We start from the raw sequence: 16,661 nt of genomic DNA, 5'->3' as shown, positions 1-16,661 counted from the left end.
ATCATCTAATGTACCAAACAAATATAAAAAATAAATTTAAGTCTTATTTTCATTAATGTTATAACAATAAAACAAAGAAAAACGGAGCAGAAACTTTACTGATTTAAAATAAATACCTGAGCTATGCTCATGAAAAAGGCTGAGACAATCAATTTGTCTCAGCCTCAAAAAGTCATTTTCATATACAATTATTTTCACATCAGAATTAAACACTATTCTATGATTTAACTGTCGCTTACTCAAGTTAATGTGCATTTTTAAAACGATTAAGTTCATTGAAATCAACGACAACATTATCTAAACGTTTTGCTGTTTCTTTTAGTACATTACGCGCAACGCTATTTGTTGGATCTAGTTTAAGTATTTGACGAGAAATCTCTAATGCTTTTTTATCAGAAATGACTGGTTCAGGAACTGCATGTAATAACAACATCTGTAATAAGCTTTTTACTTCTTTGCCGTCAGTAAGTTTTATGGATGACTCTGCATGATAATATGCAGAATCTAAAGCACCTTGTAGTTCACTTAATGGATAAACGAGTAGTAGAAAAGCTAAGTCATGCATTTCTGCTGTTTCTTCAGTTTTCATCATATCTAAAATACATGTATAAAACATGATACTTTCCACTTCATGAGCGCTTGAGATATAAGCTTCTTCAAATTCCATAAAATCTGTCTGGGACATAAGACGGTATACTGATTCAAATTCGCCGTTTAAGACATGCTTTTGTATCAATTCTTTCATTGCAATGTCCTCCTAGATATCCAGATTTCTTTAACAGTTAAGTCTCATTTTACCATATCTTAATTATATATTCATATAAAAAAGAATATTTTTGTCAAGTTAATTGAAGCAGTTAGAACGACATACGTCATTATAACTACTTGAAAGAGATCATTGATTTATACGTTGACTTAGCCAAATTTCGTATTCAACTCATCTATCACTTCATCTATAGTCTTTCCTACAGAAAGATTTACTGCTGCAGTAAAAGTTCCTTCAACAATAGGGGCATCTATTTTTTCTACACGATGCTCTCCCTCATACATCTCAATCGCTAAATCTGTATTCATTTCAGCAGAACCAATGTCATAAAAACATAATGCGTCGTCATCTATTTGATTCACCATTGTTTGGATATCATCATATGAAGTGCCAATTTCACCATGCACACCACCTTGTGCTGTAATCTTAATATTCTCTCCTACCATTTGATTTACCAAAGCTTTTGTACCATCTGCTATCTCTTTACTATGGCTTACAATAATAATTTGTGTCATATTAATCAGCTCCTATTAATGCGTCTAAAATATATACACTGCTTTGTGCACCCGGGTCCACATGCCCTTTTGACGCTTCTTTAAAATAGGCTGCTCTACCTTTCGTTGCTTCTATATCCTTAGTTGCTTCTGCCAAAGATTGTAAATCTTCAAATGATAAAGTTTCACCATTATTTATCGCTTTGTTGGTACGTTCAATAACGTCATACATTGTCTTTTCATTTAACTCTACTTTCCCACGTTGCGCAACTGCCTCCGAAAATGTGTTAAGCATTGTTTTTAAATTCTCTTTATTAATTTCATCACCAACAACTTGAGACATTTTCACAAAACTAAATCCATAAAGTGGACCAGAAGCACCACCAATATTAGACATTAAAGCCATACCAGTAGATTTTAATAATGTAGACACAGTGCTATCATCTAGCTGGTCGGGCAAGGCTTTAAACCCTCTTAACATATTTACGCCATGATCACCGTCACCAATTGCTCTATCTAATTCTGTTAATAATGATTCTTTCTCTTCAAAGACATCAACTAAATTAAGCAATCTCTCTTTTAACTCTGACACATTCATTCCGCTTCACTTCCTAACCTATATTTTTTATTTAAGCATTAAAGTATGGACTACTTGTCGGTGCAATCAATGCTTCATAAACTTGTTCCGTATATGGTAAAAATGTTATTGATAAACCTTCCATATCTAATGAAGTCATATAGTCTCCAACTAACCATAATTTTACGTCTTTTTGTTTATCTTCGAGTTGTTGTGCCACGTATTTAGTTGCAATATTTAGTTCAGATAAAGGTGTAGCTCCCATACCGTTTATCATCACAATAAGTCGTTCATCATCTATCTCATTCAATAGTTCGGCAATCAATCGTTCAACGACTAAATCTACACTTTCAACTTTTTGGCGTGAGAGACCTTTTTCACCATGTATGCCGATACCAATCTCCATAGATTCATCATCTATATCAAAGCCATATTGACCTGTTGTTGGAACCAATGGTGGCGTTAAAGCCATACCTATTGATTTGATAGTTGGTAATAATTCATTTAATTTTTCTTTAATTTGCGATAGTGAGGCTCCGTTTTCTGCTAAATATCCAGCTATTTTATGCACAAATACTGTTCCAGCAACGCCTCTACGTTGTGCTTCATCACTAACAGCAACATCGTCTTTGACCACAACGGTTTCTACTTGGATATCTTCCATTTCTGCCATTTCTTGTGCCATTTCAAAATTCATGACATCACCTGCATAGTTTTTAACAACAAGCAGTACACCATCTCCATTGTCCACAGCTTTAATCGCACTTAAAATTTTATCTGGCGTTGGAGATGTAAATACCTCACCACACACTGCAGCATCTAACATACCTTGCGCTACGTAACCTGCATGTGCTGGCTCATGACCACTGCCACCACCAGATACAATCGCTACGCCTTTTTCTTTTTTATGTTTACGTACAACCACCGTATCAGCAATTACTTCGACATTTTCATTTGAAATCGAAAGACCATCTAACATATCTGGTAAAAATTGTGTTTTATCTTTAATGAGCTTTTTCATATTGAGGACCTCCTGTTTTCACTATTCACTTATAGTATACCCTACACACAAATGTAAACGCTAACAACTCAAAGGGTTTATTTAAAAAAGAGCGGGTTCTCAATCAATCCTTTTCAAAATTGATTCTAAAACCCGCCCATCTGTAAAGTTTTTCTTAAATGACTATCTAGTTATAACAAAATTTTATCTTATTGCGTACTTATTTATTACACACAAAAAATTTAATGATTTCTATTTTCATATTTAAACTGATTTTGTTTTATACATTAAATATAAGAAATACGGTGCGCCTATGATTGATACAACAATACCAGCTGGCATACCAGAAGGCTGTAATATCACTTGTCCGACAGTGTCTGCCAACACAAGTAAAAAGGCACCAATAAATATGGAAATTGGTAGAAACATTTGATGTCTCGGACCAACAATTGATTTAGCAATATGTGGACCTAACAAACCTATAAAACCAATAGCTCCTGCCACGGATACTGCAGCTGACGACAGAACTACTGCTATTAACAATAATACAATTCGTTCTCTACCAATTTTCACACCTACACCTTGAGCAATATGTTGATGCGTATTTAATAAATTTAAAACATTCGCTTTTAATAATAAAAACGGTATCAGTACAATGACCCAAGGTAAAAAGGCAATTACAAACGCCCATTCATCGCCCCAAATATTACCCGCAAGCCATGAGGCAATAAACTCTGATTGATCTTCGTCAAATGTTGACATTAACGTCAAGGACCCACCACTTAAAGCAGTAGCCATACCCACGCCTACTAACACCATACTTGCTGGTGTGATACCTTCTCCTTTATTATAACTAAATGAAAAAATAACTAGCGCAGTCAGTATACCACCGATCATACTTATAATTGGTAATACATATACAAAATTATCTGCATTCACTTGACCAACTACAATAAATAGTGCTATAGCAAACCCACTCCCTGCATTTATACCTAAAATACCAGGTTCCGCTAAAGGGTTTTTAGTTACACTTTGTATGATAGCTCCGCTCATTGCTAAAGCAGCACCAGCTAAAATAGTAATAACCATTCTCGGAAATCTAAATTCCATAAGTATGAGTGTGTCGGTATATTCACCTTGACCTATAAGTGTTTTAAAAAAAGTACCTATAGACATCTTATATTCACCTGAAGTCATACTCCAAGCACATGCGAATACCACCAATATTATAAGTATAATCATGGTAATGAACTGTTTATATCTTAATTTTGGGTCTATCATGAAAAGCGTCCTCCTCGTTTAACCAAATACAAGAAGTAAGGTACGCCAATAAATGAAATGATTGCACCTATGGGAGCTTCACCTAACATGCGCGCTACCGTATCAGCAACGAGTAGCAATAACCCGCCAATAACAGCAGTTAATGGCAGAACACGAGCGTAGTCTGTACCAACTAAATAACGTACAATATGTGGAACCATTAGTCCTACAAATGCTATTTGACCCACCATTGCTACGGCAATACCTGCCATAACCATGGATATAATCAAAGCAATTGCACGTGTTAAAGCAACATTTTGTCCCAATCCAATTGCTAAAGTTTCACCTAAATTTAAAATAGTTAGATGTTTACTCATCGCAATAATGATAACTAATGCAATAATAATAAATGGTGCTGCCCAAACAAGCTGCCCCCAAGTCGTACCAGAAACTCCACCAGCGCTCCAAAATGTTAAACTTTGATTTAATCTAAACAATAATGCTACACCTTGACTTAAGGCTGTTAGCAAAGCACTTACGGCAGCTCCGGCCAGTATAATTCTCATCGGATTAAAGCCATCACTTCTTGACCTGCCAATCATCAATACAATAAATCCACCCATGATTGCTCCGATAAATCCTGCAATCATAAGCACTATAAATGGTGCTGTTGGATAAAATGCAAAAGTTAGCGCTAACATAAATGAAGCGCCTGAATTTAATCCGATTAAACTCGGATCTGCTAAACCATTTTTAGTAACGCCTTGAATGACTGCACCTGAAGTCGCTAATGCTACACCTACAAGCATTGCTCCTATATCTCTTGGTATACGTATTTCACTAATGATATTATGTTGTTGATTCTTATTATCATAATTAAATATCGCATCAAATATTGTAGAAATGTGAATTTTAGCATCTCCAATCAATATTGATACCGTCAAAGCAATGACTAACAGAACCAAACTAATTATTAATGTTGTTGTGAAGCTTAATTTTCCCTTTTTTTGCGTAGCCATGATTACACCTAAATTTCTGAATAGCTTTTTCTACATAAATCATAGGTAACTAGCATAGGTTTCCCTGTTCTAGGATCTGTACTAATCTCTACATCTATATTGAATACTTTTTCTAAGTTTTCTTTGGTTAAAACATCTTCTGTACCTCCAGCAGCAACAATGTCTCCTTGTTTCATCGTAATCAGATGATCTGAGAATCGAACTGCTTGATTAATATCATGCAACACCATAATAATAGTACAACCTTGTTCTTGATTTAATTGGGTAATTAATTCTAAAATTTCTAATTGATGTGAAATATCTAAATATGTTGTAGGCTCATCCAAGAAAATAATATCCGTTCTTTGAGCCAATGCCATCGCAATCCATACTCTTTGACGTTGACCACCACTCAAATCGTTGATAGAACGTAATCGGAATTCATAAGTACCTGTTACATTCATGGCCCAATCAATTTCCTTTTTATCTTCCGCAGAAAGTCTCCCAAATCCTTTTTGATGTGGAAAGCGACCATATGAAACAAGCTCTCCAACCGTAAGTCCATCGGCCACTTCTGGTGATTGTGGTAAAATCGCAATTTTTTTGGCAACTTCTTTTGTTGATTGTGTATGCAGATTTTCACCATCTAATTTAATTTCGCCATCTTTAATCGGTAAAAGACGTGACAATGCTTTTAGTAATGTAGACTTTCCACAACCATTGGGTCCTATAATAGATGTGATTTTACCAGTCGGAATATGAACATCTAAATTATCTACAATAACATTATCCCCATAACCTATCGTAACTTGTTCTCCTTCTAATCGAGTCATAATTTCCCTTCTTCCTAATACAAAATGTACCAAAAACAATCTATATCTATGTCATTTTTATTCTGATTTGTCCTTTAAATGATAATCATTATCACAGATGATATTATATCATTTTTTAGATATGATGACTAATAAATGTTTTATGATAGCAAGCAAAATGTATGGTTTATGAATATATTTTAAATTGCCATACAGTTTTTTTTAGCAATATAAGAAAATTCTTAGTTATCGGATTATTGTAGCGATACTCAAATTAAAACCTTGATGTAGGATCTAATCCATACACCAAGGTTTTAATTAGCATTTTTTCATTTTTAATGTTCATCAATTAAGAAACCATTACCATAAACATCACGAACATCATGAATCACTAAGAATGCTTCGTTATCAATGCGTTTGATTAAACGTTTCGCTTTACTAACTTGCGTTTTAGTAATAACAACATACAATATGTCTTTTTCTTGCTTAGAGAAATAGCCTCTGCCATTTAAAATTGTCAACCCACGTCCTACCTGTTCATCAATCACTTTAGCTATTTCATCTGGTTTACTAGAAATAATCGTCATTGCTTTTTTCGTATTTAAACCTTCTATGACATAATCCATTACTTTTGTACCGATATAAAGTGAGATTACTGTAACCAACGCACTCGGAACAGGAATTACTGTTAATGAAATTGCAACAACAATTAAATCAAAGAACAACAGTGCATAAGGTGTACTAACATCTAAATATTTATTAGCAATTCTAGCTAAAATCGTTGTTCCTGCAGTTGTCCCTCCAGCAAGTACGATAATACCAATACCTAGACCTACAGACATGCCACCAAATACTGCATTAACTAAAATATTACCTGTCTCAATTTTCCAACTCACTGTTAATTCTAAAAATAGTGAGATTAATATTGTCGCTATTATCGTTAAATACATACTTCTCTTACTTAGAAACTTGTAACCTATAGCGATAAGTACTGCATTAAATACAAAGTTTGTTACACCAGGAGATATGTGAAAGGCATAATAAAGTACGATAGCTATACCGGTCACGCCTCCCTCGCCTAAATCAGCAGATATGATAAAAGTATTAACGCCTGCTGAAAATATAAATGACCCAATTATAACGAATAACAAATCTCGTACTGTTTTATTCACCCACATGACCCCCTCATATTAACTTCAATCAATTGAATATTAGCAAACTATCGAACATACCACAACAATATTTGAAAAAAATTCTGAATCACTTACTTGTAAAACATTGATATTATAAGATTTCTTTTTATTACACTTTTAAAAGTTTAAAAATTCTGAATTTTCGGTTTACTTATACACTTTCCTTTGCTATAATAAAATTTATCTTCTTATTGATTGCCAATAAGAAGCCATCTCCTTTGTGTTGCTTATAGTAACATACAAAACAATTTTTGCTCGAGTATATTTTTAGTACCTAGTCCTTACTATTAATATACAATTAATTCATTTCCCGTAAAAGCCAAGTAATATTGCATGTGTCTCCTCACGTCAATTACTTGGCTTTATTTTTTATTTTAAAATCATCACAATACATATACGAACAAGCATTAATATAAAAAAGGAGCGTTATTGATATCAATAATCAATTGATTTCACACGCTCCTTTTTTACCGTCTATTGATATCAACTAAGTAATTAATACAACTTTTACTTCAAGACGATCGATTATAAATTCACTGTATTTAATTATCTTATATGCTTGATAGACCTAGACAATTATTTCGACATATATCATCTTTAAGTGAGTCATTCACTTACAACCCATCATTACCAAGCAAACAAACCAACAAATCCAGCTGTCATTAACGATACTAAAATTCCTGCAAGCAACATCATTGGAACATATTGCGAAACAAAATCAGATGTTTTCTTATCTACAATGCCTTTCAATGTTCCAATAATCATCCCTATTGTTGAGAAGTTCGCAAACGATACTAAAAATGTTGCAATAACTGCACGTCTGTGTGGTGAGTATGAATCAATAACATCTTTAATTTGACCCATCACCACAAATTCGTTTGTCACAATTTTTTTCGCCATTTGTTGTGCCACTATCCATGCCTCATCAAACGGTAATCCTAGTAATAAAGCAAATGGATACATAAAAGTACCGAGAATTTGATCTAGGCCAAAACTTCCTTTTATACCAGCCCAACCAGCGATAATACCTGTGATTAAATTAATAAAACGGTCAATTAAATCAGAAAGTGCAACAAAACTGATAACAAAAGCAATGATGATTAAAATCAATTTACCTGCATTTAATACTGAATCTCCTAAAAATGAGAAAAACGGCTGTTTTTCAATTTCTTCATTACGGATACTATAAATAATATCTTCTTTTTCTTCCACAGAAACAGGATTTAAAATAGAAGAAACTATAATTGCATTAATGATATTTAATGGAATAGCAGTTAGCACTAAGTCACCTGGTATCATCGATACATACGCGCCAACAATTGCACCAGATATCGAACTCATGGACATCATTGCCACTGTTAACACACGTGTTTCTTTCATGCGTTTCAATTGTTCATTTGAAACTGCTAATGCTTCTGTATTACCTAAAAACATCATTTCTATACCAAAGAAAGATTCGAATTTTGGCTGACGTGTAATTTTAGCTAAAGCCCAGCCAATACCACCTATAACTTTGGGTAAAATATTAAAATACATCAAAATATCAAAAAGTGGTACTACTAATAGAATTGGAAATAGGGCACTCACAGCCATATCCATCATTTCTGTATTTGTCCAACTGGCAAAAGCAAATCCCGTACCTACATGTGCAGAATCAATAACCCATGATATACCATTTGCCAATAATTGAACCGCTAATTTCCCCCAAGGGAAATACATAAAGAACCATGCTAAGAATAAGTTAATTACGACTAAAATGCCAATAGATTTCCACTGGATATCTGATTTCTTTCTGGAAAAAAGTACAGCAATACCTAAAAACACAATTAACCCAATAATATTAATAAGTAAAAACATCATACACCCACCATTTCTTATTGAATAAATAACTACTTGAATATTTAAAAGCAACACTCGATTATGTATAAGAATTATTAAGATGAGTATATCTGCTCTCGCTCATTAAGTTAATTATCAATTTTAATTATATAGCAGCGAATATACTCATCTTAAATTTTGTAATCCATTTATTTAATTTCATTCTTGATAAAAATCTATCATTCCCCAAATAATTGTCACTTATGAATTCACAATAATTATACCATGTATGTACATTATATAAAATAAAAATTTTATGGTTCGTTTATAGTCAAAAAATATATTTATCCAGCATCCAATCATACGTGTTTTCAATATTACTTCGTTAAATTTTGTGTATGAACAAATTGTTGATATTTTTCATGATTACCAATCAAATCCTGATGAGTGCCTATGCCTGTCACACTACCGTTATCAATAAAAATAATTTGTTCAGCTTTTTTAATTGTAGATAGTCTGTGGGCAATCACGATTGTTGTTCTGTTTTCCATCAATTCTTCTAAAGCATCTTGAATCTTTCGCTCACTTTCGCTGTCTAAGTTAGCGGTTGCCTCATCCAATAATAAGATATCTGGATTTTTAACAAAACTTCTGGCAATATCTATACGTTGACGTTGGCCACCTGACAATTTCAAACCTCGCTCGCCAACAATTGTGTCATGTCCATCTTCAAACGCTACAATAAATTCGTGACAATTTGCTAATTTTGCATAGTAAATTAATTCTTCGTTTGAGACTTCACGATTAATGCCATATAAAATGTTGTCTCTGATTGAGCCATTCATCATTGAATTAGATTGCATGACATAACCTATTTTCTCACGCCAATGTCCTAGATCTATATCATAAATCGATTGGTCGCCATAAGTGATATCACCTTGTTCTATGTCATACATTCGTTCAATAATATTGAAAATTGTACTCTTACCTGAACCAGAAGGTCCTACAAAAGCAGTAATACTACCAGATGGTATATCAAAACTCACATTTGTAAGAATTGGTTTATTACCGTATTTAAAATGTACATTTTCAAATGTTAAATTACCATCAATCATTGGTTTTGCTTGTTCTATTTCAAAAACTTCAGTAGGTTCTTCCATGATTTCATATATACGACTACTTGCCCCTACAGCCTTTTTATAATCTGTAACCAAAGTTGATAAATTAATGATAGGTTGCGTAAGTTGAATAACATAAAAAATCATTGCAATTAAGGTTCCTGCTGTGATTGCTCCAGTAGAAATTCGAATTGCACCAAAACCTAAGATAACTGCAATCGTTAAAAGCATAATTACACCAGATATAGGTTGTATAATAGCTGTAATCTTAGCTTGCTTTAGTCCTAAAAAGTATATTTCTTGTAAATTCTTATGCGCATTATTTAACTCTATTTTTTCAGTACGTGAAACTTTAACTAAGCGCATTTCTGTTAATACACGACCTAGTAAGCCACTAAAATTCGCAATCTCTGCCTGTGTTTTTTTAGAAATATTTTGCATGATTTTACCTAATGGAATCATAATTAATACAAATATAGGTATCGTGATAAAAGTCAGCAAAGTCATTTGCCAATCCATCACAAATAACATTATTAAAGAGCCGATAATAGTCAATACTGAAGGCAATAAGTTGGGCAATTTTTGTGAAATAAATTCATTGATTACTTTTGTGTCGTCTGTCAAACGACTCATCAATTGTCCACTTTCATTTTTATCAAAAAATGGCATTTTTAAGTGGATGATGTGTTTCCATAAAACGGATCGAATTGCATAAATGATTTTCTCACCAATTTTACTCAATAAATACAATCCTATACCGCTAAGCAACGCATTCATAATAAATATAGAAATAAATGCTATGATAAACATCCAATTAATATTTTCAAAAGAAAATTTATCTACGAGCTTACCTGTAAAAAAAGGAACTACTAGTCCTGTAATACTACCTAATGAAGAAATTAAAACAGCTATGATAATCAGTCCAACAGGCCATGATAATTTTTTAAATAAGTAGAATAATGGATTCTCTTGATTCATATCTAAATTACCTCTTCTAAAAATATTTTAAATTACCTCTTACTTACATTAATTTTGAGCAGATTAATTTTAAAGTATTAAGTTAAATTAATTTCAATTTATTTTATCATGTTTTACACAATAATTTTCAATAAATTATTTATAGAAAACATTCTTCTGTTTAATATTTTATAAACTACATACAATATGCTAAAATACCTCTATTGCAATAAAACAGAACATATTAAGAGGGAATGTAATTATGAGAAAGTTAATTCTGGCAATTGTAACTGTGCTCTTCGTCGGTTCAATTATAACACCTTTTGCCAACGCTGAAACAGTCACACCTACACAGGCGGCAAATCAATATGGTTATAATGTTACTGATAATTATCAACCTGAAGGTGCAGTAAATATTGCCCAAACCGGTCAAATTCTTTACCAATATAACGCTGATAAAGATTGGTATCCCGCTTCGATGAGCAAATTGATGACCATGTATTTAACACTCGAAGCCGTTAATCGTGGGGATTTATCTTTAGATGATAAAGTTAAAATCACAGACAAACATTACAGCATGTCTACCTTGCCTGAATTAAGTAATACCAAACTTTATCCTGGAGAGACTTACACGATTAAAGAGTTACTCCAAATCACTGTTTCAAATTCAAGTAATGCCGCAGCGCTTATATTAGGTCAAGAAGTATCTGGAAACCTTTCAGATTTTACAGATGCAATGAACAAAAAAGCAAAATCAATAGGTATGAAAGATACACATTTTGTTAATCCAACAGGTGCTGAAAATAAACAATTAAAAGACTTTGCACCAAAAAAATATAAAAATGAAGAGAATAATACATCAACCGCTAAAGATTTTGCAATTTTAGCTCAACGTACCATTCAAGATACACCTAAAATCATTTATTTCACTAAACAATTAGCTCCAACGCAACACGGTGTTACATATTACACATTCAATCACTCTTTAGAGGGTGCGGATATGAGTTTAGAGGGGACAGATGGTTTAAAAACTGGCTCTAGTGATATTGCAGATTACAATCACACTATCACTACAAAAAGAGGTAAATTTAGAATTAATCAAACAATAATGGGTGCTGGTAACTACGACAACTTAGGTGGCGAGAAACAACGTAATATGATGGGCAATGCCTTAATGAATATGTCTTTTGATCAATATAAATACAAAAAAATTATTTCAAAAGGCAATCACAAAATTAATGGGAAAACATATTATGTAGAAAAAGACTTATACGATGTACTTCCAAATGATTTCGATAAAAATGATTATAACTATGTAATTGAAGATGGTAAATTGCATATTGAATATGATCGAAAATTTATTTCTGATAAATACGGCCCGCCAACTGTTAAAGTAAGCAAACCAATTCTGCATCAAACTACGACAGTTGTGAAAACGACGTGGGATGAACATCCAATCCTCACTTTATTAGGAACGATATTAATCATAGCTGCAATCGCAATTATTATTTATCTTATTATCGAAACTTTCAAAAACAGAAAAAATCATAAATAAAGTCATGAATTATCAATGCCAAAATGATACCCCGAAAAGATGCTTTAACTTAGAAATCTTCTCGGGGTTTTTCATAGCTTGATCGTTCGATGACAAAACAAGTTAAGGCTGAGACATTACGATGTCCCAGCCTCACTTAATATATTTATTTAACATATGATTTATTAAAATTATAATTCAATATCAACAAATGACTGCTGATTTATTTTTCAGCATCACCATAAAGTTCTTTCTTGATTTTAGTAGTAGAAATACCTTCTGTACGGTTAAGGTAAATCACTTCACATTTATCTTTCAAGAAGTCAAACTCACCTTCCCAGTCGTGCCCCATTACAAAAGTATCTATTTCATAGCGATCGACGTCGATTTCTTTTTGTCCCCAGCCACTTTCAGGGATTACAAGATCAACATAACGAATAGACTCTAGCATCATCTTTCGTTGTTCATAATTATAATAAGACTTTTTATTTTTAATGCGATTAAATTCATCTGTAGATAGTGCAACTACTAAATAATCGCCCATTTCTCTAGCTCTTCTTAATAATTCAATGTGACCATAATGTAATAAATCATACGTTCCATAAGTAATAACACGTTTCATACGCTCATACTCCTTAACAAAATTTAATTAAAATTTACATTTTTTAAAAGTATAGCACACTGATTTGAAGTTTACGAACTATACCCAAAATTCATTTTTTTAATATTTGTTTTAATTTCATTTTACCTCTGAATTTTACACGTTTCGGTAACACTTCCATTTGAAAACGGTAATAATTCGGTCTACCAATGCCTACATTAAGTAATGCTTCTCGCCATTTTTTATATAACGCTTTATTCCAATTTTTTCCACATTGTTCAACAACCCTAATTATTCTAAACATTGCTTCTCCTGAATAATCTGCTTCTTGCATATTATTCATATAAGACGTTACGACATCTAAAAATGGTTCTGTTAATTTTTTATTATTTGTGAGAAATGCTTGCAACAAGTAACTGACAATGAGTTCATCCATACGATAACTGTAATAAATCCGTTCTTCTCTTAATAACAATGTGTGCATCACTCTATGTCTTACTTTAATCGCATCGCTCATATAATTTACAAAGCGATCTGCTCTTTGATCTGTCACCGACCCTTTTTCTTCATGATAACCATACACAATAAAAGGTAATAATTGCACATCTCGTGCTTTCTTATAAGCTGATATCATAAATGTATGCTCTTCACAAAACACTACATCTTCATCGAAGCGTAAATCTTTGAATGTCGCACTAAATAACTTGCCTCCTGGACCAATAGATTGCATCATTTCAGGACATTGTGCTAAATTCACTTTATCAAATTTTTGTATGGGTTGGTGTGTATAAAAACTTTGCCATGCACCTTTATTTAGTCTTCCAATTTGTCCTAGTACAATATCTACATGTTCATCCTGTTGAAAGTAATCTGCCATAGCATCGATACTATTTGGCAAAAATTCATCATCTGCATCTAAAAACATAAAAGCATCACCAGTAACATACTCCAATGCCTTATTTCTGCTCACAGCTGCACCTTGATTTGCTTGATTAATAATACGAATGTTTTTGTATGCTTTTTGTAGTCTTTCTAAAACTTGTTTACTTTCATCTGTTGATCCATCATTGATACAAATAATTTCATAATCTTGCTTTGTATCCACCGAGCTTATTGCTCTTTGAAGTGTATTTGCTGCATTATAGACAGGTATGATAATTGATATTTTCATGTTTTCACCATTTTCTCTATATGATTTATAACCTGAGTTAAGCTGTTTTGAACATTATAGTCATGCCAATTTTTGAACAATGGCATTAAAGCACTTGCATGTGTTTGAAGTATATGAACGATGTCTTCTTCGCTATATGCTTTGTAAAATTCCGGAATTTCATAATAATATGAATTTAGCCCCCGTACTTTTTCATAATTTGCTTCATCATAGACATAAAAAAGCGTCGGCTTATTTAACAAACTTGCTTCTATTGCTAATGAGCTATAATCTGTGATGATAACGTCCGCCATAACCATGAGCGATTGTAGACTAATATTGTGTTGCTCATCTTGAGGTAGTGATGGGTGTAACTTACTCATCAATGTGTATGAAGGTAATGCTGTTTCAAAACGCGCCTTATCAATAATCTGATTGGCTTGGTGATGCTCGCGATACGTTGGCACATAAAGCGCTAATTTATCATTGATACCATATTGTAACTTTAATGCTTGCTGCTTTTGTTTGATATCTAAATTTACATATGGAACAAGACGAGGCAATCCAGTTCTTAAAAATTGATCCTCTTTCGCACCAAACGCGGATTTAAAACAATTCACCATTGGTTCGCCCCCTACTAAATATTTATCAGTAGCGCGATAAACATTTTTATATTGGTTCACCATTTTTTTATTATTTAAATCTACTTGGTGGTCAGTAAGTCCAAAATTTTTCAGTGCACCAACTGCGTGCCAAGTTTGAATGATTGTCTGTTGCGATTTCTTTTTGAAACCGCCAAACAATAAATAATATGTATCTATCACAATAATTTTTGCCGTACTCAAGGACTTTATATGTTTGAAGACTTTTTTATTACCCGCAGGTATAAATGTCACATTGTCTAATTGTTCAACATATTTTCTATTACTTTCCTTGGCAATCACTGTCACTTCATAAGATTTTCGATTTAATGCTTCGATGATTGGAAGTACATCTTCAACAAATGTCATCATGACGACAATATGATGATGATTTATTTTTTTCTTTATATATATCAAATTTAAAAAACTAATGATTGTCATATAAAGTTTTTTTATTAACTGTCTCAAATTTCCACCGCCGGTAATTATTTATTCTCTTTTATTATAGCTATTTTATATTTAAAATTATAGAAAAATCCTTTAATGACTTTTAAGCCACCAAAGGATTAAATATAAATCGTCTTTGTCTGAATTCCATTACATAAAGTCTGCAAAATGATCTCTATAACGCATATGCAATATAGATCCTATGACAAATAAAAATACAATGATAAAGAAGTTATAAAATGTTAATTCCCAATGTGTAACAAAATACCATTCGTTATATAGAACCGATGCACGATACGCCTCAGCAAGATAATAAATTGGATTCAGTTGCATAACATCTTTAACAATACCTTCTGGTGGTACAATTAAAATAGATGAAGCAAAGAATACCATTCTCATCAATGCTTGAATTGCTGGTTGAGTATCTTTTACTAATACACCTAACGTAGAAGTAAACAATGCTACTGTTGTAGTGAAAATTAATGCAAATGGAACATATAAAAATAATTGTAATGTATAAATAGATGGATAATAACCACCTAACATACATAATAAAATAACAGCAACTAATAGTGCGATATGTCCATAGAACCTACTCATCACTATATATGATGGTATAATTGATAACGGAAAATTCATCTTAGCGACATGGTTATATTTACTTGCGATTGATTTCGTACCTTCCAAAATACCTTGGTTCACAAAGAACCACATACTAATACCAACGAGTAACCAATAAATAAATGGGACACCCTCGATTGGATTATTAGTTCTAATTCCTAGACCAAATACAAACCAATAAACCATAATTTGCATTGCTGGATTAATTAATTCCCAAGCCATACCAAGGTAATTATTGGTGTTAGTAATTTTAACTTGGAATTGTGCTAACCTTTGAATTAGATAGAAATTTTTAAAATGCTCTTTTAAGACTACCCACACTGCACTCATTTAAATAAACCACACTTTCAATCAATTTGCTAATCATAATTATGCTATAAAAAGTCTACATTCAAATCTAATATACGCTTTGTTATTCATCTTAACAACCTATATTTAATTGGGTAAATTAAATATTTTATGTAATAAAAGCGGATGTGCTTACTCATATGATTGTTGTATAATAGAAAAACAACGAAGCTAAAATAACCTCATTTTAGTTGATTTTATAACTTAAATTCAGTAAACTTTAACAATTGTATAAGAACGTTATCTTAAAATTTGTACTCACTTACTTTACAATAGGTTAATAAATTTAACAACTCATATATAATATAATATACTATATACTATCT

15 protein-coding genes are annotated in these 16,661 nt (G+C 32.4%); 1 reads left to right on the top strand and 14 read right to left on the bottom strand.

What is annotated here, in order from left to right; all coding sequences use genetic code 11:
* Positions 1 to 244 precede the first annotated feature (244 nt).
* From CD150_RS00075 to CD150_RS00030, 10 genes are all read right to left on the bottom strand, one after another.
* Entirely contained in the window at positions 245 to 745 is a 501-nt protein-coding gene (locus tag CD150_RS00075; RefSeq protein ID WP_046207332.1) for a hypothetical protein, read from the bottom strand.
* A 170-nt stretch (positions 746 to 915) separates the two neighbouring features.
* The gene (gene dhaM / locus CD150_RS00070; protein ID WP_073343326.1) at positions 916 to 1,281 is read right to left on the bottom strand and encodes a dihydroxyacetone kinase phosphoryl donor subunit DhaM; all 366 of its coding nucleotides are present in this window, start codon (positions 1,279 to 1,281) and stop codon (positions 916 to 918) included.
* Between the two features lies 1 nt (position 1,282).
* Positions 1,283 to 1,858, bottom strand: coding sequence for a dihydroxyacetone kinase subunit DhaL (gene dhaL / locus CD150_RS00065; RefSeq protein WP_073343329.1), 576 nt, complete (start codon positions 1,856 to 1,858; stop codon positions 1,283 to 1,285).
* A 31-nt stretch (positions 1,859 to 1,889) separates the two neighbouring features.
* Entirely contained in the window at positions 1,890 to 2,858 is a 969-nt protein-coding gene (dhaK, locus tag CD150_RS00060) for a dihydroxyacetone kinase subunit DhaK (RefSeq protein ID WP_073343332.1), read from the bottom strand.
* A gap of 243 nt (positions 2,859 to 3,101) precedes the next feature.
* On the bottom strand, positions 3,102 to 4,118 hold the full coding sequence (locus CD150_RS00055; protein WP_046207328.1) for a FecCD family ABC transporter permease: 1,017 nt from the start codon (positions 4,116 to 4,118) through the stop codon (positions 3,102 to 3,104).
* Positions 4,115 to 5,116, bottom strand: coding sequence for a FecCD family ABC transporter permease (locus tag CD150_RS00050; RefSeq protein WP_103161231.1), 1,002 nt, complete (start codon positions 5,114 to 5,116; stop codon positions 4,115 to 4,117). Before CD150_RS00050 ends, CD150_RS00055 begins: the two co-directional genes overlap by 4 nt.
* A gap of 8 nt (positions 5,117 to 5,124) precedes the next feature.
* Entirely contained in the window at positions 5,125 to 5,928 is an 804-nt protein-coding gene (locus tag CD150_RS00045; RefSeq protein WP_046207326.1) for an ABC transporter ATP-binding protein, read from the bottom strand.
* A 314-nt stretch (positions 5,929 to 6,242) separates the two neighbouring features.
* On the bottom strand, positions 6,243 to 7,079 hold the full coding sequence (locus CD150_RS00040; protein WP_046207325.1) for a YitT family protein: 837 nt from the start codon (positions 7,077 to 7,079) through the stop codon (positions 6,243 to 6,245).
* A 648-nt stretch (positions 7,080 to 7,727) separates the two neighbouring features.
* On the bottom strand, positions 7,728 to 8,957 hold the full coding sequence (locus tag CD150_RS00035; RefSeq protein ID WP_073343336.1) for a NupC/NupG family nucleoside CNT transporter: 1,230 nt from the start codon (positions 8,955 to 8,957) through the stop codon (positions 7,728 to 7,730).
* 338 nt (positions 8,958 to 9,295) lie between these two features.
* Positions 9,296 to 11,014 (bottom strand): ABC transporter ATP-binding protein, encoded by a 1,719-nt coding sequence (locus CD150_RS00030; RefSeq protein ID WP_103161230.1) that lies wholly within the window; start codon positions 11,012 to 11,014, stop codon positions 9,296 to 9,298.
* Positions 11,015 to 11,255: 241 nt separating this feature from the next.
* On the opposite strand from CD150_RS00030, the gene pbp4 reads away from it, so the two are divergent.
* Positions 11,256 to 12,548 carry a penicillin-binding protein PBP4 gene (pbp4, locus tag CD150_RS00025; protein WP_073343342.1) on the top strand — a complete coding sequence of 431 codons (1,293 nt, stop codon included), beginning with the start codon at positions 11,256 to 11,258 and terminating at the stop codon, positions 12,546 to 12,548.
* A gap of 202 nt (positions 12,549 to 12,750) precedes the next feature.
* On the opposite strand, the gene tagD is transcribed toward pbp4, so the two are convergent.
* The 4 genes from tagD to CD150_RS00005 all read right to left on the bottom strand — a co-directional run bounded on the left by tagD (position 12,751) and on the right by CD150_RS00005 (position 16,317).
* Positions 12,751 to 13,149 carry a glycerol-3-phosphate cytidylyltransferase gene (gene tagD / locus CD150_RS00020; RefSeq protein WP_019468395.1) on the bottom strand — a complete coding sequence of 133 codons (399 nt, stop codon included), beginning with the start codon at positions 13,147 to 13,149 and terminating at the stop codon, positions 12,751 to 12,753.
* Between the two features lie 91 nt (positions 13,150 to 13,240).
* Complete coding sequence (locus CD150_RS00015) at positions 13,241 to 14,299, bottom strand: glycosyltransferase family 2 protein (protein ID WP_070038982.1); 1,059 nt, start codon at positions 14,297 to 14,299, stop codon at positions 13,241 to 13,243.
* Positions 14,296 to 15,387 (bottom strand): teichoic acid glycerol-phosphate primase TarB, encoded by a 1,092-nt coding sequence (gene tarB / locus CD150_RS00010; protein ID WP_073343348.1) that lies wholly within the window; start codon positions 15,385 to 15,387, stop codon positions 14,296 to 14,298. The genes CD150_RS00015 and tarB overlap by 4 nt, the downstream gene beginning before the upstream one ends.
* 129 nt (positions 15,388 to 15,516) lie before the next feature.
* Positions 15,517 to 16,317 (bottom strand): ABC transporter permease, encoded by an 801-nt coding sequence (locus tag CD150_RS00005; protein WP_019468398.1) that lies wholly within the window; start codon positions 16,315 to 16,317, stop codon positions 15,517 to 15,519.
* Between the last annotated feature and the right edge of the window lie 344 nt (positions 16,318 to 16,661).

Origin of the sequence: Staphylococcus ureilyticus (genome assembly GCF_002902235.1) — a bacterium.
Taxonomy (GTDB): Bacteria; Bacillota; Bacilli; order Staphylococcales; family Staphylococcaceae; genus Staphylococcus; species Staphylococcus ureilyticus.
The sequence above is the reverse complement of the archived record's forward strand: the minus strand, read 5'-3'. Positions and strand labels throughout refer to the sequence as shown.